This is a genomic window from Flavobacterium acetivorans (genome assembly GCF_020911885.1).
GTDB classification, from domain to species: Bacteria; Bacteroidota; Bacteroidia; order Flavobacteriales; family Flavobacteriaceae; genus Flavobacterium; species Flavobacterium acetivorans.
The window spans coordinates 157,934-178,334 of sequence record NZ_CP087132.1 but is presented as its reverse complement, the minus strand read 5'-3'; the positions used below and the strand labels follow the sequence as shown (position 1 = coordinate 178,334).

At 34.7% G+C, this 20,401-nt stretch carries 15 protein-coding genes and 1 tRNA gene; 10 read left to right on the top strand and 6 right to left on the bottom strand.

What is annotated here, in order from left to right:
- Nucleotides 1-940: 940 nt before the first annotated feature.
- The 4 genes from LNP19_RS00755 (at nucleotide 941) to LNP19_RS00740 (ending at nucleotide 10,301) form a co-directional block, all read left to right on the top strand.
- The gene (locus LNP19_RS00755) at nucleotides 941-1,204 is read left to right on the top strand and encodes a transposase (protein ID WP_230062913.1); all 264 of its coding nucleotides are present in this window, start codon (nucleotides 941-943) and stop codon (nucleotides 1,202-1,204) included.
- A 711-nt stretch (nucleotides 1,205-1,915) separates the two neighbouring features.
- Nucleotides 1,916-6,040: a S8 family serine peptidase gene (locus LNP19_RS00750; RefSeq protein ID WP_230062912.1), complete on the top strand. Its 4,125-nt coding sequence runs from the start codon at nucleotides 1,916-1,918 to the stop codon at nucleotides 6,038-6,040.
- A 2-nt stretch (nucleotides 6,041-6,042) separates the two neighbouring features.
- On the top strand, nucleotides 6,043-9,522 hold the full coding sequence (locus LNP19_RS00745; RefSeq protein WP_230062911.1) for an Ig-like domain-containing protein: 3,480 nt from the start codon (nucleotides 6,043-6,045) through the stop codon (nucleotides 9,520-9,522).
- Nucleotides 9,519-10,301: a glycoside hydrolase family 78 protein gene (locus tag LNP19_RS00740; protein ID WP_230062910.1), complete on the top strand. Its 783-nt coding sequence runs from the start codon at nucleotides 9,519-9,521 to the stop codon at nucleotides 10,299-10,301. The genes LNP19_RS00745 and LNP19_RS00740 overlap by 4 nt, the downstream gene beginning before the upstream one ends.
- Nucleotides 10,302-10,718: 417 nt before the next feature.
- On the opposite strand, the gene LNP19_RS00735 is transcribed toward LNP19_RS00740, so the two are convergent.
- Nucleotides 10,719-10,792 (bottom strand) — tRNA-Met (locus LNP19_RS00735).
- A gap of 153 nt (nucleotides 10,793-10,945) precedes the next feature.
- On the opposite strand from LNP19_RS00735, the gene LNP19_RS00730 reads away from it, so the two are divergent.
- Together LNP19_RS00730 and LNP19_RS00725 are read left to right on the top strand one after the other, a co-directional pair.
- Complete coding sequence (locus tag LNP19_RS00730) at nucleotides 10,946-11,338, top strand: START-like domain-containing protein (RefSeq protein WP_230062909.1); 393 nt, start codon at nucleotides 10,946-10,948, stop codon at nucleotides 11,336-11,338.
- A 54-nt stretch (nucleotides 11,339-11,392) separates the two neighbouring features.
- Nucleotides 11,393-12,226, top strand: a complete 834-nt coding sequence (locus LNP19_RS00725) for an aminotransferase class IV (protein ID WP_230062908.1) — start codon at nucleotides 11,393-11,395, stop codon at nucleotides 12,224-12,226.
- 3 nt (nucleotides 12,227-12,229) lie between these two features.
- On the opposite strand, the gene LNP19_RS00720 is transcribed toward LNP19_RS00725, so the two are convergent.
- From LNP19_RS00720 to LNP19_RS00700, 5 genes are all read right to left on the bottom strand, one after another.
- Entirely contained in the window at nucleotides 12,230-12,790 is a 561-nt protein-coding gene (locus tag LNP19_RS00720; protein ID WP_230062907.1) for a YqgE/AlgH family protein, read from the bottom strand.
- A gap of 138 nt (nucleotides 12,791-12,928) precedes the next feature.
- Nucleotides 12,929-13,201 (bottom strand): HU family DNA-binding protein, encoded by a 273-nt coding sequence (locus LNP19_RS00715; protein WP_230062906.1) that lies wholly within the window; start codon nucleotides 13,199-13,201, stop codon nucleotides 12,929-12,931.
- 178 nt (nucleotides 13,202-13,379) lie between these two features.
- Nucleotides 13,380-14,327: a methionyl-tRNA formyltransferase gene (gene fmt / locus LNP19_RS00710; protein WP_230062905.1), complete on the bottom strand. Its 948-nt coding sequence runs from the start codon at nucleotides 14,325-14,327 to the stop codon at nucleotides 13,380-13,382.
- Nucleotides 14,327-16,222, bottom strand: a complete 1,896-nt coding sequence (locus LNP19_RS00705) for a RecQ family ATP-dependent DNA helicase (protein WP_230062904.1) — start codon at nucleotides 16,220-16,222, stop codon at nucleotides 14,327-14,329. The genes fmt and LNP19_RS00705 overlap by 1 nt, the downstream gene beginning before the upstream one ends.
- A 65-nt stretch (nucleotides 16,223-16,287) precedes the next feature.
- The gene (locus LNP19_RS00700) at nucleotides 16,288-16,827 is read right to left on the bottom strand and encodes an AAA family ATPase (protein ID WP_230062903.1); all 540 of its coding nucleotides are present in this window, start codon (nucleotides 16,825-16,827) and stop codon (nucleotides 16,288-16,290) included.
- Nucleotides 16,828-16,978: 151 nt separating this feature from the next.
- Here LNP19_RS00700 and LNP19_RS00695 point away from each other — a divergent pair, with 151 nt between their 5' ends.
- The 4 genes from LNP19_RS00695 (at nucleotide 16,979) to LNP19_RS00680 (ending at nucleotide 20,373) form a co-directional block, all read left to right on the top strand.
- Nucleotides 16,979-17,263 (top strand): DUF493 family protein, encoded by a 285-nt coding sequence (locus LNP19_RS00695; protein WP_230062902.1) that lies wholly within the window; start codon nucleotides 16,979-16,981, stop codon nucleotides 17,261-17,263.
- A gap of 91 nt (nucleotides 17,264-17,354) precedes the next feature.
- Nucleotides 17,355-18,074, top strand: a complete 720-nt coding sequence (locus tag LNP19_RS00690) for a DUF4290 domain-containing protein (RefSeq protein ID WP_230062901.1) — start codon at nucleotides 17,355-17,357, stop codon at nucleotides 18,072-18,074.
- A gap of 94 nt (nucleotides 18,075-18,168) precedes the next feature.
- Nucleotides 18,169-19,482, top strand: a complete 1,314-nt coding sequence (gene murA / locus LNP19_RS00685; RefSeq protein WP_230062900.1) for a UDP-N-acetylglucosamine 1-carboxyvinyltransferase — start codon at nucleotides 18,169-18,171, stop codon at nucleotides 19,480-19,482.
- A gap of 15 nt (nucleotides 19,483-19,497) precedes the next feature.
- On the top strand, nucleotides 19,498-20,373 hold the full coding sequence (locus LNP19_RS00680) for a cation diffusion facilitator family transporter (protein WP_230062899.1): 876 nt from the start codon (nucleotides 19,498-19,500) through the stop codon (nucleotides 20,371-20,373).
- Nucleotides 20,374-20,401 lie beyond the last annotated feature (28 nt).

Genomic DNA, 20,401 nt, shown 5'->3' with positions numbered 1-20,401 from the left:
TAAAAAGAGAACATATAAGAATCTTTGTAACAATTCTTGAATTACAAAATGGTTGTTATGACAGGTGTTATTTTCAATAAAAATCTTCCGTTTATCCTTATTATTCCAAATTGTATTTGGGAATAATAAGGATAAATGTTTATAGAGCTTAGGTAGTCAGTTTTTTAGTGACTTATTTGATGTTATGTGTCTTAAAATTAGTTAATTATGTTGGGTTGAGGTCCGTCAGAGTCTTTTTTTCGATAAAGAGATTTTATACACCGACAAATGACATAGTTTGACTAATTTAAAAGCGTTATTTTTTTGAGTTTGCTTATTTTAAAGAAAAACTGCTTTAGTAACTTCGGTTGTTTTTTATTTTTAGCTAAGATGGACGAGACAAAAAAATAACTCACAACTCACAAATTAATTTAAAATTAAAACTGATAATTAATATTCGTTCCTATCAACTTCTTCAAATCATCTATAAAATGGTTCGAAAATTTTCCCGATAAGGCTGCAGAAACAAACCCTTAAACATCAATTGTTTAATGGTTTTTTATTGGGATTCTATTTTGAAAAAGCAGACTTCAGATCGGATAAATGCAAAGACATGTGGAGCCAGAACAATTAGGCATAACTATTAGTTAGTCTAAGAAGAAAAAATTCAACATTCCTCCTTCTTCTGAATTATGATTAAAAAGCTTCTGTTTTTCTAATTATTCCTATCAGTCTAAAGTGTTTTTTTTGCAGGAATTCGATAGGTGTTTTTTTAGTGCTTAGGTTGGCTCTTCTTTAGTGTTTTATTGCTGGTTGCTAGCTTTGATGGTTCAGTCATACACTATTTGTTCTATATCAGTACTATATCTATGCTATATCAGTACTATATCTATGCTTTGAAAAGTTGGACATGCTAACTTAGCCTACACAGAAAGTTAAGAAATAATCTTAATTTTAACTTATGAAAAAAGTCCGTAAAATTTATGATGCCAGTTTTAAAGAACAGGCAGTTCAACTGAGCTATGACAGAACCAATGTTTCAGAGCATGCAAGAGAATTAGGTATAACAGCCCCACAATTATATAAATGGCGCAAAGAATTTGAGACCTTTGGAGAAGGAAGTTTCCATGGAAAAGGAAATTTAAAACAAACTCCAGAGCAAGCAAAAATTCACGAATTAGAAAAAAAGCTCAAAGACGCAGTGAGGAGCTGGAGGAAGAATTGACTAGACAAATGGCTGAGCAAAAGGAATTAAATATAAAAAATAAGCTTGACCTCGCTTTAAAGGCGCTGACTCACTTATCAATACTATACAAAAACGGAGATATTGAAACTAAACGTTCCGTAATAAGTTCAATATATCCCGAAAAACTGGAATTCGACGGAAGTACATATCGAACCCAAAGAACTAATGTGATTTAGAGTGTTATCTTTTTGATAAACAATGACTTACATAATAAAAAAAACCAAACAAATGAGTTGTTTTCTCATCTGTCCGGTTTTGTAGCGAAGACGGGAGTTGAACCCGTGACCTCAGGGTTATGAAAATTGAAATTGGATAATTTTTATTTTGTAAACACTTTGATTATTAGGTGTTTGTCTTTTTAATAAAAATAGGTTTTTATTGTTTTTTATACTTTTCCTCACTTGTTTTCCTCACTCCTTAGTTCCAAAATGGTTTTTTAAATTAATTTATTAACCATAAGATCAATATCCTGCTTTATCTAGTATATTAGAAATATGTCTAATAATGATTCGAAAAAACAACCGTTTGTGGGAAGCCGTAAAGTAATGTTAACCTAATTGTTTATATTTGTATAATTATATAATTTTTAACATGAAATTTACATAAGTTATTGGTGATTAGACCAAACAAAGTGCTTATACAATTTATACATTAAAAGCCCTTATTTCTACTTATAATTGATTCTTAATTATGAAAAAAACTTTACTTCTACTCCTATTGGTTTCACCTTTTATTTGGGCACAGCAACGCAATCCGCGTCAAGACATGATGAACTTCGTTCCTGGAAAGATCATAGTAAAATTAAAAGACAATGTGAACGCCAAGGTTTCCTATACCAGCAAAGGTATTGGTTCTACAAGTGAAAACATAGGTAAACTTTTGGGTATAGAAGGTAAAGTTTCGAGTTCAACAGTAATGTTTACGCAGCAATCTGTTGAGAAAAGTACGATGCGAAAACAAACTGATTTCAAAGACAGTCGATTGAAGGAAGTTCACTCTTTAAAAAATACCTTCGTATTGGACTTAAAAGACAAACAAGAAAATGTTTTGACACTTGCTGAAAATCTTAAAAAAAATCCAAGTGTAGAGTACGCCGAACCGGATTATTCCTTTAGTGTAAATGACTTTACGGTAGATTCTAAAATCTATACTGAATACGAAATAAAAAAACTAAAAAACAACACTGCTGCCCTTGTCGCTCCAAATGACCCTTTATACAGCCAACAATCGAACATTTCAGCTACACACATTAATGAAGTTTGGGATACTTATGGAACGGGTAATGGTTCGCAAACAATAGCTATTTTAGATACAGGAGTAGACTACAATCATCCTGATTTGAAAGACAATATTTGGATAAATAAGGAAGAACTAAATGGTATTGAAGGATATGATGATGATGGTAATGGCTTTATTGATGATATTAGAGGTTGGGATTTTATCAATAATGATAATGCACCACTAGATGATAACATGCATGGAACCCACGTGGCAGGTATTGCTGGTGCGGCTGGCGGAAACAATCTTGGTATTGCCGGTGCGGTATGGAATGTAAAACTGATGGCTTTGAAAGTATTTCAAAGCAATGGTGAGGGTAACGCCAGCACTATCGCATTGGCGATACAATATGCCAGTAATAATGGCGCAAAAATAATAAACATGAGTTTTGGTTCTTTTGTGGAATCCATAACGATGCGTAATGCATTGGAAAATGCCTATGCGACCAGCGTATTGGTAGCGGCGGCTGGGAATAATGGACTGTGCATAGGTCCTGGTAGATGTGATGACGGACTACCGGGTATGCCTTTTTACCCAGGGGCGTATTCTTTCGTTTTAGGAGTGCAAGACCTTGCTAAATACTCTAACTATGATCAGGATGGATCGATATTTTCAGGATATCCTAATTTGTTAAATTACGAATTAAAAGCCCCCGGTTCAGGAATTATGAGTACGGTACCAGATGGAGGCTATCGTTCTTTGACGGGTACTTCTATGGCAGCTCCTTTAGTTTCCGGAGGTATTGCATTATATTTACAACAAAAACCAAATGACAGTAAAGAACTCTTGTTTGGTAATTTGATAAACACTTCAGCATCCTTTGTAAACTTCAAAGCGGCGATTGAAGTTACGCCTACTCCAGAATTAAAAATACTTTCTGCTATTAACAAAGACAATAGTGACGGTCAAAATGGGAATGGCTTTCTGGAACCCAATGAAATAATCGACATTTTGCCTTTAGTAAAAAATTACTGGGGACCCACAAATGATGTGAGAGTAGGTATAGAATTTGCCGAATTTGAAGACCAAACCAAAGCGACCATTATGGAAAGTGAGATTACCATTGGTTCCATAACAGCCTATGCAAGCCTCCAAGATTTAACAAAATCACTGAAAATAAAAATTGCCCCAAATGTAGCCAATAATGTCAACATCAAGTTTAATTTGAAAGTTTGGTCAGGTCCAAATAAAGATTATTTGACTTCTACGGAATATGTGATTAATGTAAAGAATTCAATCCTTTTATTTGGAGTTATAAATCAGAATATGATCCTAACCCCAGATAAAGAATATCTTGTGTCGGATAATGTGATTTTTTCCGAGAATGCAACAATTACAATTCTTCCTGGGACTGTCCTGAAAATTGCAGATGGCAAGAAAATAAGTGTTTTTGATAATGCACGAGTAGTAGCTATGGGTACAAAAGATGCCTTCATTGTTTTTAAAAATGAAAATAATGGTTGGGAAGGCTTCCTTTTTAATAGTGGGAATGTCAATAAATCAATTCTTGAATTTGTGAGGATTGAAGGGATACATCGAACTCCATATTATACCTACGATAATTTATTCTCAAATTACAGTGGATCAGTTAGAAATCTTATAGGTACAAATCTATTAATAAATGATTGCTCTGCGAGTAGTATTTTTTCAAGTTCTGGTGAATCATTTATAAGTAAATCTAATATATACTACAATAGATTTTATACATTTTTAAATCAAAGAGACTCTTTCAAAAACATGAATATCATCAATAATGATCAACTTGGTGGTTCAGATTGGGCGGGGTTAACATTAAGCGGGGATTCAAATAGTCTAAATAATGAAGATATTAATATTTTCCATAACCCAGTGTCTTTTTCTGTTCTAAATCCTGGAACATCATATCCAATTTTTGCATATTTAGGAACAAGTGATATATCTAAATATAGAAGAGAAGTCCAGGATGCATTAAATAATTCTAAATTTTCGGGATTAATGAACATGAATAATATTTCCAAGATACCTTATGAAGAAAACCACGGCATCGTATGGAAAGTACTCGTGAATGATAAAGACTCCCAAGATGAGTATGAGCAAATGGATCCAGTTGGAATAGGAAATCATGAATTCAAAGTTTATTTCAATAGAGCAATGGACACCAATTATTCACCCCAGATAAGTTACGGAGTCCGTGAACCTTACACGCAAAAAATCATTTCAGAAAAAGGTGCCTGGTCGCCAGATGGTAAAATTTATAGCGTAACCCACGAGGTGAAAATAGGTGTTGCCGATGGTATCAACAGAATACGAGTACAGGGAGCCAGAGACTTGGATTATTTTGACATCCCTGTTGAGGATTACAGGTTTAATATGCTGGTTCAAAGTGCGGGCTCTGCCTCAGTAGGTTTTGGGGCCACTCCCGGACTGGGCAAGATTGCATTGGATTGGGACGCACCATCCGGTACTGTTCTTGAAGATGTTTTGGGTTACAATATGTATCGTTACAAAGCAAATACAAACGGAACATTTACAGAACCTGTAAAGATTAACCAAACACTTATTGATGCACCAACTTATACTGACTTTGATGTCCTAGAAGGAAAAACGTACTACTACAAATACAAAATCCTTAGAACCAGTTTTGAGGAAACCGATTATTCGATGACTGTGGCTTCGAGTCCCCTAACTTCTAAACTTGGAGACGGAAATGGTGATTTAAGCGTGAACGTGATGGATTTGGTTCAGTCCGTAGATTATATTTTGGGTAACAACCCAACCCCATTTATTTTCAAAGCGGCGGATGTTAATGCAGACCAATCTATCAATGTATTGGATATCGTGGGCACCGTTGATATTATTTTAAATCCAAAGGCAGGAAGAATTGCATCTACCAAAAACAAAATTGCATATTACTCCAAAGAGGCAGTTGGTGATGCCGTGTTGTATTGGGAAGGGAATGATTTGTTTGTAGAATCAAAACACGCAATTGGCGGACTACAATTAGCTTTTAATACGGATTTTGTATATTCAAAATCAGATGCTATTACTAGTTTTGAATCGATTTCATACCAACAAGATAACCAAAAAGTAATTATGATTTATAGCTTTAATGGTTTGGCTATCCCAGCTGGAAAGACAAAATTATTGACGAAAAATGCTGGTATTGTGGGGCTTCTTGATATTAATAAGGCAGTAGTCGGAATGCCAAATGGCAACAAACTAAACGCATTATACAATAAAAATGCGATTCCTGATATTATAGCTCCTTTGCAAACTAATTTTTCTGTAATTACCAGTTTGTCTCCTAATCCAACAAGCGGAACCGTAAATATAGAATATTACCTGCCCGAAAAAATGGATAATGTTACATTCAGTGTTTTTGACTTATTAGGACAAAGAGTATGGAATCAAAATCATTTTAAAAACACCTCGGGATACAGCACTGCAAACCTGGAATTAAATAGCCTTAGTAATAACATATACATCTTAGTCATGGATGTGGAAAGAAATGGAGAGCTGAAAGACCGTATTGTTAAAAAAATAATTGTTAAAAAATAACAATGAAATTAAAAATATATTTACTCCTTGCTTTTTTTACGGTCGCTCCTCTAAAATTCTATGCGCAAAACACGCTTTCCGTTCAAGCTGTTGAAGTAGGAACCAACACGGATTTTGATTTAAATGTTTCATTGCAAAATCAGGATAATATTGCCGCTTTGCAATTTGACATCAATTATAACGCAACTGCTTTTGCATTGCTCAGCGGACATGAATTAACCAGTGCAGCTCCCAATCATTCCCTTTCGGTAAGCACCCCTTCGCCGGGGGTAGTTCGGGTTATCATTTTCTCTACATCCAATGCAGTTCTAAATCCGGGCTCTGGTTTACTGCTGCGACTTAAAATGAAGTCTAAAACGCTGCCTGGTACTTTTAATTGTGGTTTTAATAATGTTGTGGGTTCTTCTGCCACTAGTACAGCGATACTTATCTCGGGCATCAATCAAAATGTTATGGTAAAAGGGTCAATACTTAGCCTTTTGACCACTAGTTTGAATTTTGGTAGAGTTCCAATCGGAAGTACCCCAACACAACAAATTTCAATTCAAAACACCGGTAACCTCCCATTAGTTCTTAACGGAAATACTACGATTGCGCCCTTTACTATTGTTGATTCGTATCCGATTACCATTAGTCCAAACGAAACTAAAAATATAACGGTTGGGTTAAACACTACTGCCAAAATAAATACTACGTTAAATCTAGGATTTCAAAATAATGATCCGGATCCCATCAGAAACATTCGAACTGTTGATTTAAGTGCAACGGTGTATGCTGTAAATGAAATCCATATCGGGAACGGGAGTGGTGTCATTAATACAGAAATTGAAATCCCTGTTTATGTCAATAATATGGAGCTCTTTAATGGGTTTCAATTTGATGTTTTGCTCCCTGCCGATATCTCGTATGTGAATAATTCTATCATACCATCACAACGGTCTAACGCACACACCATTAGTGCCTCTATTATAAATGGAAACACATTGCGGTTTATTGCCTATTCAAGTTCAAACAAAGATTTTAATGGAAAAGATGGAGAGTTGTTCCGATTCAAATTAAAACCAGCAGTAGCATCAGGGACTTATAATTTGAACATTTCAAATCCAATTCTTTCAAACGCTACTTTGGGTAATATTGAATCCGATTCTTTCAACGGTTTTGTTCAAATTAACTCACCGAATCTTACCATAGACAATGCCACTCTGTCTTACGGAAACGTCCCTATTACTGAATCAAGAACAAGTGACCTAACATTATACAATACAGGCTCTTCATTGCTAATAATAGATTCAATTGTTAAATCTTCGGGTCAGATTGAGATAGAGGCGTCTTTACCCATTGAAATTTTGCCTGGAGCAAGTAAAATGGTAGCACTTAGTTTTAAGCCAACTAATACAGGCTCTTTTTCGGAAACGGTTTCTTTTAGATACAACGGCCCTGATTTGCAAAAAATACTAAACGTTCAGTCCACTATTTTTTCTCCCAATTATTTGATGGTTAAAAATCAGGTGGGTATTAAAAATCAATTAAATAATTTTTCGATTCTACTAATGAATACTGATGCGGTAAGGGCTATTCAGTTTGATGTCGAGTTGCCTTTGGGGTTTGACTTACAGTCCTCTAATCTCACAACTACGTCTAGGTCCGGAGGTTTTAATGTGTCAGCTTCTCTATTAAGTGCAAATAAATATAGGATATTGTTATATAGCTTCTCTAACTCATCCCTAAGTGCAGGAACCGAATCCATTATAAATTTCCCAGTATCTTTGACTTCCAATCTTGTTTCCGGAAATTATTCTTTTATTTATTCCAATGTGATTTTAAGTAACACCACAAATCAAAACATCAGTAGTTTAGCTTTGGAAGACGGAAAAATAACACTCAATGATGCGCCAATAGCTGTTGCAGAACAAATTACGGTCGTGCAAGGTGGCACCGCTACTACTCTTGCTGGCGGTTCAACCAATGTGCTGATAAACGATACCGATGCGGAAAATAACATCCTTACAGCAATTCTGGTTTCAGGGGTTAGCAATGGGACATTGATATTGAACGGTAATGGAACATTCAGTTATGTTCACAATGGTTCTAAAACTACTTCTGATAGCTTTAGCTATAAGGCAAATGATGGTAATTCAGATAGTAATATCGTAACAGTAATGATAACCGTTAGTCCAGTGAATGTTACGCCAATAGCTGTTGCAGACCAAATTACGGTCGCCGAAGGAGAAACTATTGTAACTCTTGTTGGTGGAGCAAGCAGTGTGTTGACAAACGATGCCGATGCGGAGAATAATGCACTAACGGCAATATTGGTTTCTGATGTAAGCAATGGAGCTTTGATATTGAATAGCAACGGAACTTTTTCTTACACTCACGATGGTTCTGAAACTATTTCGGATAGTTTTAGCTATAAAGCAAATGATGGGAATTCAGATAGTAATATCGTTACGGTAACAATAATTGTTAGTCCGGTGAATGATGCGCCAATAGCTGTTGCAGACCAAATTACTGTTGTACAAGGTGGCACTGCTACTACTCTTGCTGGCGGTTCAACCAATGTGCTGATAAACGATACTGATGCGGAAAATAACATCCTTACAGCAATTCTGGTTTCAGGGGTGAGCAATGGAACTTTGATATTGAATGACAACGGAACATTCAGTTATGTTCACAATGGTTCTGAAACTATTTCTGATAGCTTTAGCTATAAGGCAAATGATGGTAATTCAGATAGTAATATCGTAACAGTAATGATAACCGTTAGTCCAATGAAAGACTTTACTTTGCCTTCAAATAATTTTAACATTGAGATAAAAGGCGAAACTTGTACAAATAAAAACAATGGGGAACTAATTATAAATGCTGCTGAAACACATGACTATGTAGCCACTATAAATGGGACAAGTTATAATTTTACTAATAACAACTTATCTGTTTCAAATTTAGCCCCAGGTATTTATAATGTTTGTATTACGGTTATAGGGAAAAAATTTGAGCAATGTTATAGTATTGTTATTACAAAGGGCACAACTGTGACAGGAAAATTAAGTATGTCCTCAAACAAAGTTTCAGTTGAAATAGTTGAGGGGACAGCCCCTTACCAAATTTTTGTAAATAGGGTAGCGCAGTTTGAAACCCAATCCCCAACTTTTTCGATTGATGTAAAACAAGGCGATTTGTTAGAAGTAAAAACAGCTAAACCCTGTGAAGGAATTTATTCAAAGGGAATGGATGATTTATTAGGTTCCATTTCATCATTCCCAAATCCAACAACCGGAATATTTGAAATTGCATTGCCTATCTCCAGAAACAAAGTTGTTATAGATTTGTACACCATAACTTCTCAATTAATTTTTAAAAAAAGCTATCCTATAGTAAGCCAAAAAGTACAGCTAAACCTTGAAAATGAATCGGCTGGGATTTATATTATAAAAATATATTTGGACACACCTATATTTCTAAAAATCATAAAAAAATGAAAAAGGAATCCCATAATTCAAAAAACACAAACAATTATGAAGAATGGCGATACCATGTTACATTAAAGAATAAATATTATTTATACATGAAAAAGTATCTATATATATCTTTTATTGGTTTTATGTTAATTTCTTGTGGCGGTGGCGGAGATGATCCGGTTCTGGTGCCTAAAAATACGGCACCAACAACACCAATATTAGTCGCTCCAACAAATAATAAATTATGTATTGATAGTTCGGTTAATTTTCAGTGGGATGTGTCTACGGACTCTAATAAAGATCCCATAACCTATCAAATACAAGTGGCAAAGGACAATCAATTTTCGCAAATTGTAAAGACATTAGAAAGTCCTGTAAATTATCAAACTATTTTATTAGAAAAAGGAATCGCATATTATTGGAGAGTAAAAGCAACGGATAGCAAAAGTTTATCCAGTAGTTATTCCTCAACATATAATTTTTATACGGAAGTCGTGGCAATCGTAAATCATTTGCCTTTTTCACCAGATCTTGTACAACCAAGTTTAAATTCCGAATTAAGTACAACAAAAGCAACATTGAAATGGAGTGCAAGCGATGTTGATACAAGCGACATACTTACTTATGATGTGTTTTTTGGAACGGACAATCCACCTATATCAAAAGTAAATGGAAACTTAGCAACCAATACTTTAGATGTTGATGTACTTCCTTCAAAAGAATATTATTGGAAAGTCGTAGTTAAAGATAATAAGGGTGGGGAAACGATAGGTCAAACATGGAAGTTTAAAACGCATTGAGAATCGGGATTCACTAAAAAAAGTGAGTCAAATTACATAACATTGTTTATATATGTTCAAATTCCAGTGATATTGACCACCCAATTCCAATTTAAAGTAACCAAAGATGTAAAAGTGTAGTGTACTTTAAAAACGTAGTACTTTTTTCTTTAAACAAGATAAAAACATCAAACAGCTATGTGTTACTTTTTTACTTTGTATAGCTATGTATTCACAGTGAAGATTAAAATATTTGATTAATTTTTAAAAGGTATAAATGAAAAACTATATTTCATTTACACCTTTTTGCTTAATGGTTGGTGATATTTGAATCCCTATTTATACAATTCCTCACTTGAGAGATCTGAAGTCTGGATTTTCAAAATAGAATCCCAATAAAAAACCCTTAAACAGTTGATGTTTAAGGGTTTGTTTTTGTAGCGAAGACGGGAGTTGAACCCGTGACCTCAGGGTTATGAATCCTGCGCTCTAACCAACTGAGCTACCTCGCCAAATGCTTTCAAATATTACTGCCTTGAATGCGGGTGCAAATATATAAATTATATTAAAGCGCGCAAGCATATTTTGAAGAAAAAAAAATATTTTTGAAAACATTTTTTTTTCGGGCTTATTATCTATATATTCGAAAAAAATAAATGTAGCACATGGATCAAAAAGTACGTTACGAAATCGAATTTCCTATAAATTCTTCTCCACAATTGTTATATCAATATATATCAACTCCTTCTGGTTTGTCAGAATGGTTTGCTGATAATGTAAATTCGCGAGGGGAGTTTTATACTTTTATATGGAACGATTCTGAGGAGAAAGCTAGGCTTGCTTCTAAAAAATCAGGAGAGAAAGTGAAATTTAAATGGGTCGACGGAAACGGAAAAGATACTGAATATTTTTTTGAGTTGCATATTTTAGTGGATGAGTTGACAAAAGATGTTTCTTTGATGGTTGTCGATTTTGCCGATAAGGATGAAGTTGATGAGGCATCATTATTATGGGAAAATCAAATTTCAGACCTTAAACATCTTATTGGATCTGTATAGTAAAATTGTATTTTATGACTTACATTTGCCCTAAATCAAATTTAGGGCTTTTTTATGATTAATTTTAATGGGGCTATTGTAGCTGAGGATGCTAATATATTGACAGGTAATCGTGCTTTTTTATATGCTGATGCTGTTTTTGAGACGGTAAAGATCGTCGATTCTAAAATTCTTTTTTTAGAAGATCATTATTTCAGGCTTATGGCGTCGATGCGTGTTGTTAGAATGGAAATTCCTATGAATTTTACAATGGAGTATCTAGAAGAACAAATCCTTTCTTTGGTAGCTAAAATTGGGGTATCCGGTTCAGCTCGTGCCAGAATTACTGTTTTTAGAAATGATGGAGGTTATTATTTGCCTAAAACCCAAACGGTTTCTTTTTTGGTTCACGCTATAGCTCTTGAAAACACTTTGTATTCATTTGACCAAAAGAAATATGAAGTAGATTTGTATAAAGACTTTTATGTCACAAAGCAGTTGCTGTCTTCTATAAAAACCACTAATAGAATTCTAAATATTACTGCAAGTATTTTTGCAGATGAGAATGGATTAGATAATTGTTTGTTGTTGAATGATACTAAGAATGTAGTTGAGGCGATTCAGGGAAATATTTTCATGTTAATGGGTAATAAGCTGATTACTCCTCCAGTTTCAGAAGGTTGTTTGAATGGTGTGATGAGAAAGCAAATTTTAGAATTGGCTAGGAAAATAGAAGGTATTGAGGTTGTTGAAGATGTAATTTCTCCGTTTGATCTTCAAAAAGCAGATGAGTTGTTTGTTACAAATGTTATAAAAGGGATACAGCCTATCACAAAGTATCGAAAAAAGGAATTCGTTGTTGCTTTAGCAGCAGAATTATTACAGAAATTAAATAACGATATCGCTTAGAAATTAGTTTAGATAAGGATTTTCGGGTGCGTTAGACCAAATGAGATAATCACCGCCTAATTCCATGATTTGCTCTTTCCAGAAATGAGTAGCTGATTTGCCTATGATTTTATTTTCGTAATTATTGGCAGCATTAATCCATGAATTTTCATGCATTTCTGTTTCTAGTTGGTTTTCATCCCAGCCTGTATATCCTAAGAAAAAGCGAATGTTGTCTTTCTTAATTTCGCCGCTATTGATAAGTATCTTGGCAGACTCGAAATCACCGCCCCAATAGATTCCATTAGATATTTCAATGCTATTTGGAATTAAATCTGGGATGTTGTGAATAAAGTATAAGTTGTCTTGTTCTACAGGCCCTCCGTTGTAAACTTTGAATTTAGCGTTAATTTCAGGAATGATGTCGTTTATCGTATATTTTAGTGGTTTATTTATGATAAACCCTACGGAACCTTGCTTGTCATGATCGGCTAATAAAATCACAGATCTATTAAATGATAAGTCTCCAATTATAGAAGGCTCTGCTATAAGTAGTTGTCCTTTTTTTAATTTTTCTGAAATCATGGCGCTGTAATTTTTTAAAATAAATATATAATAAATTTAAGAAAAACTATGAAAATAATCCAAATATAATCGTTTAAGTGTATAAAAAAACCCTCCATCAGGAAGGTTTTAATTATATTAGGTTTTTGAAACTTTTTATTAGTTTACTGTTCCTTCTAATTCAGCACCAGCTTTGAATTTTACAACATTTTTCGCAGCGATTTGAATCGTTTTTCCTGTTTGAGGATTTCTACCGTCTCTGGCAGCTCTAGGAGAAACTGACCATGATCCGAAACCTACTAGAGATACTCTTCCGCCTTTTTTCAAAGTACCACCTACGTTTCCTAAAAATGACTCTAAAGCTAATTTTGCAGCAGCCTTTGTGATTCCTGCATCAGCAGCAATAGCATCGATTAATTCTGATTTGTTCATAATAAATAGTTGTTAAATGTTGGTTAAAAAAATTGTCAATACACAAATTTAGCAGGAAATACCTACCTCGCAAGCGTTTTCTTTTATTTTAGCCTGTTTTGTTAATAACTTGCTTTTTTTGTTCATAAAACAATGCGTATTTCTTGTTATTTATAGCTATATCCTGTTTTTAGTGGCTTTAAAAGGCTTTTGCAGCCTCCGAAAAAGAGATTCCGTTTAACAGTTCCGATGCTGTCATTCTCTTTTTTCCGGGAAATTGTAAGCTCGAAATTTGGATAAATCCATTTTTAACCGCAATTTTTATTTCTTTTTTGGAACAAATAATACTGCCAACTTCATGAGCATGATTTTCAATAATTATCTTTGACTCATATATTTTTACGTTCCATTCTTCATTTTTATCAGAAAACATGGACCAAGCCGCCGGATAGGGACTTAACCCTCTTATCAGATTATTGATCTCTAAAGCTGATTTTGTCCAATCTATTTTGCAGTTTTCTTTATTGAGTTTGTAAGCCGTTTTGATGTCTGCATCTTCTTTTTGAATAATGGTATTTATATTGCCTTTTTCTATCATTGCTAAAGTCTTCACCACAGTTGTGCTTCCTAAATTCATTAATCTGTCGTGCAATTGTCCTGCATTCTCGTTTGGGTCAATATCCGTTTCTGAACTCAAAATCATCGCTCCTGTGTCAATTTTGTCGTCAATAAAGAAAGTGGTGACGCCGGTTTTTGTTTCGCCATTTATGATAGCCCAGTTAATAGGTGCGGCACCGCGATAATTAGGCAGGAGTGAAGCATGAAGGTTGAAGGTTCCTAACTTTGGCATCTCCCAAACTACTTTTGGCAACATTCTGAAGGCAACAACAATTTGCAAATTGGCATTCAAGGATTTTAATTCTTCCAGAAACGATTCGTCTTTTAGATTTGTAGGTTGCAATAATCTTAAGTTGTTTTCTAAAGCGTATTCTTTTACGGCCGAGTATTTTAGTTTTTGTCCACGTCCAGCCGGTTTGTCTGCAGCTGTGATTACGCCTACAACTTCGTAGTTGTTTTTGATTATGGTGTCTAGGATTCCAACCGCAAATTCGGGCGTTCCCATAAATACAATTCGTAATTTTTCCATTATGGTTTTAAGGTATATTTATTGTTCGATTTTACTGTGATACTTTCTCTTTCTAATAATTGCTGAATGACAAAGATAACATCCTCCGACTGATTATTGATTTTGTCTTGAATCTCTCTGGAATTTAAATCTTCTGTTTGTAATAAACAAATGATTTCTTTCGAAAGGAGATTATGGTTTGTCTTTTTCCCTTTTTTAGTGATACAATAGGAGCAAATGCCGCAATCTTCTGTTGTTTTTTCTCCAAAATAACTCAAAATTAGTTTGCTCTTGCAACTTTCTTTTTCGTTGATGTAATTCAATACGGATTGAAGATGTTGCTTTTTTAATGCATTTTGATTTTCTAAATATTTTGAAACTCTGCTAATTGTTCTCTCATCTTCTCGTACTTCGTTAAAAGTTAATTTAGAATCATTGTTTTTCGAATGGTATTCAATGATGTCTTTTTCTTTTAATTTCTCTAAAACGGCATGTACTTGAGTTTCCGTATGATTTGATTTTCTTGCAATTAATTCTAGATTAAAAGGAATTGGCATTTCATGGATTCCGGGGTAGGTACGCAAAATGGTCAAAATAATTTCTTCATCCTTCGGATTTAAACTCATGTAACGCAGTGTTTCTTTTGAAGGAATAAGAAATTGTAAGGTGATCTTTTCGGAGAACTCCTGAGACAAAGTAATGATTCCTTGTCTGTCCAAAAACTGCATTGCATTGTACGTTTTTAAAACAGGAAAATTATATTTTAAACAGAATTGATTTAAATTAAAAGAAAACTGTTCGTTTATTCCTTCTCCGTAAGCAATCTGAAAGAAGTTGGATAATTTTAGATAAACTTGATTAAGAAATTTTTTGTCGGGTAGAACATGAATGAACTGATTTTCGGCCTGAATAATATCCGAAGGGCTGGTCAATAATACGGCAAAGGCTTTTTCGTTATTTCTTCCAGCTCGACCTGCTTCCTGATAGTAATTTTCTAAGTTTTCGGGAAGTTGAATATGAATAACTGTTTTCACATCGGCTTTGTCAATTCCCATTCCAAACGCATTTGTGGCAACAATTACTTGTGCTTGATTTTGCATCCAAAGTTGCATGTTTTTATCTTTTTCTTTTGGCGTTAATCCACCATGATAATAGGTAGATTTAAATCCTAAGGACTGCAGTTGGGACGAAATATCTAAGCATGATTTTCTGTTTCGTACGTATATGATTGAAGATTGAGGATTCTTTTTCAGTATTTGTTCTATTCTGAAAAGTTTGTCCTCGACTTCAAAAACCATATAGGCGATGTTCTTGCGAGCAAAAGATTTTTGGAACAATTGCGGTTTTTGCAATCCCAATTCATTGATGATGTCTTCTTTAACTTTTGGAGTCGCAGTGGCTGTTAAGGCTAAAAAAGGTGTTTTTGGAAAATGCGTTTTTAAGTTGGAAATCTTTAAATAGGCCGGACGGAAATCATGCCCCCATTGCGAAACGCAATGCGCCTCATCAATTGTTATTAGATTTATAGGGAGGTTTTTTATTCGGTCCAGAATCCAGTCAGATTGCAATCGTTCTGGGGATAGATAGAGAAATTTGTAATTTCCGAACTGACAATTGTCTAAAAGATCAATCATTTCGTCCGATTTTATTCCGCCCGTCAATGCAATTGCCTTGATGTTTCGCTGTTGTAAATTGGCAACCTGATCTTTCATCAAAGCGACCAAAGGCGAAATAACCAAGCAAATTCCTATGTTCATCATGGCCGGAATTTGAAAACAAATCGATTTTCCTCCGCCGGTTGGCATTAGCGCAAAAGTGTCCTGACCGCTTAAAACGGAATCAATAATTTCGTTTTGCAGCGATCTAAAAGTATCGTGTTTCCAGTATTTTTGGAGAATTTGTAATGCTTCAGACATCAATTTTTGATTTTGAATTACAAATTTTGAATTATAAATATAATTCAGAATCCAATAGTTCTAAATTACTTAGAAATTTTGTCTAATATAAAAAGAATTCTATTATCAACGGTATCTTTTGGGACTTCAATAAGATTGTATCCGTAGCCTTGATAAGTTTCTATAAGGTGACTTTGGATTAATTTGGCTTGTTCGTAATTTTCATAACGGGCTTCATCACTCACATAAATTTCTTCCCAAGGTGGTAAAATGAAAATTTTAGAATAGGTGTGTTCTCTGCAAATAGCATCAAATGAAGGAGGGTAACTGTCTCCAATATAGTGCATGTATGCTAAAACATCAGGAATTCCCCGGTCAATAAAAACAACATCATGAGGCTCGTTTAATGCCTGTGCGAATTGCTTTTTTCTTCCTTCCAGAAGCAGTTCGCTGAACAATAAAGGCTTTTCAAGAAATAGTTGTTCGATTCCTTGTTTTTTAGCCTCCAAAGTTACTTCTCTAGAGATTTCAGGATAACAACAAAAGCCTTTTGCCGTTAATCCGTCTATGATTGTGGATTTTCCAGTTCCCGGTCCACCTATAATTACTATAATTTCTTTCTGCACTTTTTTGGAAAATAAGGCGCAAACTTACTCAAACTAATTGGAATTAGAAAAAATGATTGTCATTAAAACTATTGTTTTTGAAAAAAATTAATAATCCATAATTCGTAAATTACAATTGAAACAGTATCTTTGCTATAATTTTTAAATAAAAATGGATAAGAATACTCAAGAATTTTATGATAGATTAAAAGCAGAGCTGGATTCGAGTACTACTTGGCCGGCAGAATATCTATTTAAATTTATTGTACCTACGGAGAAGGATAATGTAGAACGAGTGGAGTTGGCTTTTGATTGTATGGGTGCGGTAATTAAAACAACAAAGTCAAGAACGGGTAAATTTACCAGTATATCTGTTGATGTTCAGATGAAAGATTCTCAAGAAGTAATTGCTAAGTACCAGGAAGTCTCCGTTATTGAAGGTATTATTTCACTATAATCAGTTTGTACTTTTTTATTGCCCACACACGTTTGTAAAAACGATAGTCTTCAGCTTTGGCAACGACTCAGAATCAAAATAAAATTCACCTATGAATTCGAAATACAAGAAAGAAATTGCGAACGATGTTGTTCATCATCTGGAATACAATGCTGAAAGACCGCATTTAATTATTCCTGAATATGGGCGTCATTTGCAAAAATTGATCGATCAGGCGACAGCAATTGAGAATGCCGAAGAGCGAAATAAAATGGCAAAGTACATCATTCAAGTTATGGGGAGTTTGAATCCTCATTTGCGAGATGTGCTTGATTTTCAGCATAAATTGTGGGATCAGCTTTTTATTATGTCTGATTTTAAATTAGATGTTGAATCACCATATCCAATACCATCGCGCGAAGTATTGCAATTGAAACCGGATGCGTTAAAATACCCTCAAAATTTTCCCAAATACAGATATTATGGCAATAATATTAAATACATGATTGATGTTGCCAATAAATGGGAGGAAGGCGAAATGAAAAGTGCTTTGGTGAAAGTGATCGCCAATCACATGAAGAAATCCTATCTGAGTTGGAATAAAGACACGGTGAAAGATGATGTTATTTTTGAGCATTTGTATGAATTGTCTGGTGGTAAATTAGATTTACGTCAAAGTACAGAAGAGCTTATAAACACGACAGATTTATTGCGCACAAATAAACGAATATCCAATAAAATTGCGCCAGCAGGACCACCAAAAATCCAGAGCAATAAAAACCTGAAAACGGCCAAACAAAAACCTTTTTCAAAAAAACAAAATAATCAGTAATTGAGGAGTGAAATTGTCGAATAATATAAGGTGATTTCCTATATTAATTTCGAAAACGGACTGCCTAAATACCTTATAATCTTAATAAAATAATATGGGAATTTTTAAAATAGAAGGCGGCATTCGCCTAAAGGGAGAGATTACTCCGCAAGGAGCAAAAAATGAAGCATTACAAATTTTGTGTGCGGTTCTTTTAACTCCCGAAAAAGTAACAATCAACAACATTCCTGATATTATTGATATCAATAAATTGATTACCCTTTTGGGGAATTTAGGTGTAAAAATTCAAAAAATAGGTTCCGGTTCTTATACTTTTCAGGCTGATGAAGTTAATGTTGGCTATCTAGAAACCGAAGCATTTAAGAAAGAGGGTGGAGCTTTGAGAGGTTCTATTATGATTGTTGGTCCGCTTTTGGCTCGTTTTGGAAAAGGATATATCCCAAAACCGGGTGGAGATAAGATTGGAAGAAGAAGATTGGATACGCATTTTGAAGGCTTTATTAATTTAGGCGCAAAATTCCGTTACAATAGAGAAGATCATTTTTATGGAGTTGAGGCTACAGAAGGTTTGACAGGTGCTCATATGTTACTTGATGAAGCGTCTGTAACAGGAACGGCTAATATTGTTATGGCTGCTGTTTTGGCCAAAGGAATTACAACGGTTTATAATGCTGCTTGCGAACCTTATTTGCAACAATTATGCAAGATGTTGAATTCTATGGGCGCCAAAATTACTGGCGTAGGATCAAATTTATTGACTATCGAAGGAGTAGAATATCTTGGCGGTTGTGAGCACAGAATTCTTCCAGACATGATTGAAATTGGTTCTTGGATTGGTCTTGCGGCTATGACCAGAAGTGAAATTACCATTAAAAATGTAAGTTGGGACAACTTAGGTGTGATTCCTAGTACTTTTAGAAAAATAGGAATTACATTAGAGCGCAGAGGAGATGATATTTATATTCCTTCTCATGAAGATGGATATGAAATTAAAACGGATATTGATGGTTCTATTCTTACCGTTGCCGATGCGCCATGGCCAGGGTTTACACCTGATTTATTGAGTATCGTTTTGGTTGTGGCAACACAAGCAAAAGGGGATGTGTTGATTCATCAAAAAATGTTTGAAAGCCGTTTGTTCTTCGTAGACAAATTAATCGATATGGGAGCCAAAATTATGTTGTGCGACCCACATAGAGCAGTAGTTATGGGACATGATTTTCAGTCGCAATTAAAAGCGACAACGATGTCATCGCCAGATATTCGTGCTGGTATTTCCTTGTTGATTGCTGCGCTTTCGGCAAAAGGAACAAGCACCATTCAAAATATAGAACAAATTGATCGCGGTTACGAAAGAATTGACGAACGATTGAGAGCTATTGGAGCCAACATTGTTCGCGTTGAATAAACAACAACACCAATAATGAACAATGAACAAACAGCCGTAAAGGCAACTTATTTTAGTATCATAGGAAATACCTGCTTAGCAATTATTAAAGGCTTAGCAGGTTTTTTTGGCAATTCGTATGCCTTAATTGCCGATGCAATAGAGTCTACAACAGATATTTTTGCCTCGCTTTTAGTACTCTTTGGAATCAAATATTCGAATAAACCAGCCGACAGCAATCATCCCTATGGTCACGGTCGCGCCGAACCATTGATAACATTTTTGGTAGTGGGTTTTTTGATTACCTCGGCAACAATCATTGCCTATGAAAGTATCGCCAATATTAGCATTCCGCATGAATTGCCCAAGCCCTGGACGCTTATTGTGTTAGGATCAATAATTATCTGGAAAGAATTCTCTTTTCGCCTGGTTATGAAAAGAAGTGTCGAAACCAATAGTTCTTCGCTAAAAGCAGATGCTTGGCACCACAGAAGCGATGCAATCACTTCGGTTGCCGCATTCATAGGAATTTCTATTGCTTTGATTTTGGGTAAAGGCTACGAGGAAGCCGACGATTGGGCAGCTCTTTTTGCTTCTGGATTTATTCTTTATAACAGTTATTTGATTTTCAGACCGGCACTCGGAGAGATTATGGACGAACATTTGTACGATGATTTGATAGAGCATATCCGGAAAGTGTCTTTTCAGGTAGAAGGCATTATAGATACCGAAAAATGTTTTATTCGAAAATCAGGAATGAAATACCATGTTGATCTTCATGCGATTGTCAATGCTGATATTTCGGTAAAAGAAGGACACGACTTAGCCCATAAGTTAAAAGATACTTTAAGAAAAGAAATTCCTGAATTGGGACATGTTTTGATACATGTGGAGCCTGATAAATACCATTGATTATTTCTTTTGAAAGAATTAAAAAAAC

Coding starts and splice junctions, on each gene's coding strand:
- fmt (WP_230062905.1), bottom strand. CDS start 14,327: ATGGAAAAATTACGAATTGTATTTATGGGAACGCCCGAATTTGCGGTT.
- LNP19_RS00690 (WP_230062901.1), top strand. CDS start 17,355: ATGAATTCGAAATACAAGAAAGAAATTGCGAACGATGTTGTTCATCAT.
- LNP19_RS00725 (WP_230062908.1), top strand. CDS start 11,393: ATGATTAATTTTAATGGGGCTATTGTAGCTGAGGATGCTAATATATTG.
- murA (WP_230062900.1), top strand. CDS start 18,169: ATGGGAATTTTTAAAATAGAAGGCGGCATTCGCCTAAAGGGAGAGATT.
- LNP19_RS00730 (WP_230062909.1), top strand. CDS start 10,946: ATGGATCAAAAAGTACGTTACGAAATCGAATTTCCTATAAATTCTTCT.
- LNP19_RS00755 (WP_230062913.1), top strand. CDS start 941: ATGAAAAAAGTCCGTAAAATTTATGATGCCAGTTTTAAAGAACAGGCA.
- LNP19_RS00705 (WP_230062904.1), bottom strand. CDS start 16,222: ATGTCTGAAGCATTACAAATTCTCCAAAAATACTGGAAACACGATACT.
- LNP19_RS00680 (WP_230062899.1), top strand. CDS start 19,498: ATGAACAATGAACAAACAGCCGTAAAGGCAACTTATTTTAGTATCATA.
- LNP19_RS00740 (WP_230062910.1), top strand. CDS start 9,519: ATGAAAAAGGAATCCCATAATTCAAAAAACACAAACAATTATGAAGAA.
- LNP19_RS00745 (WP_230062911.1), top strand. CDS start 6,043: ATGAAATTAAAAATATATTTACTCCTTGCTTTTTTTACGGTCGCTCCT.
- LNP19_RS00750 (WP_230062912.1), top strand. CDS start 1,916: ATGAAAAAAACTTTACTTCTACTCCTATTGGTTTCACCTTTTATTTGG.
- LNP19_RS00715 (WP_230062906.1), bottom strand. CDS start 13,201: ATGAACAAATCAGAATTAATCGATGCTATTGCTGCTGATGCAGGAATC.
- LNP19_RS00695 (WP_230062902.1), top strand. CDS start 16,979: ATGGATAAGAATACTCAAGAATTTTATGATAGATTAAAAGCAGAGCTG.
- LNP19_RS00720 (WP_230062907.1), bottom strand. CDS start 12,790: ATGATTTCAGAAAAATTAAAAAAAGGACAACTACTTATAGCAGAGCCT.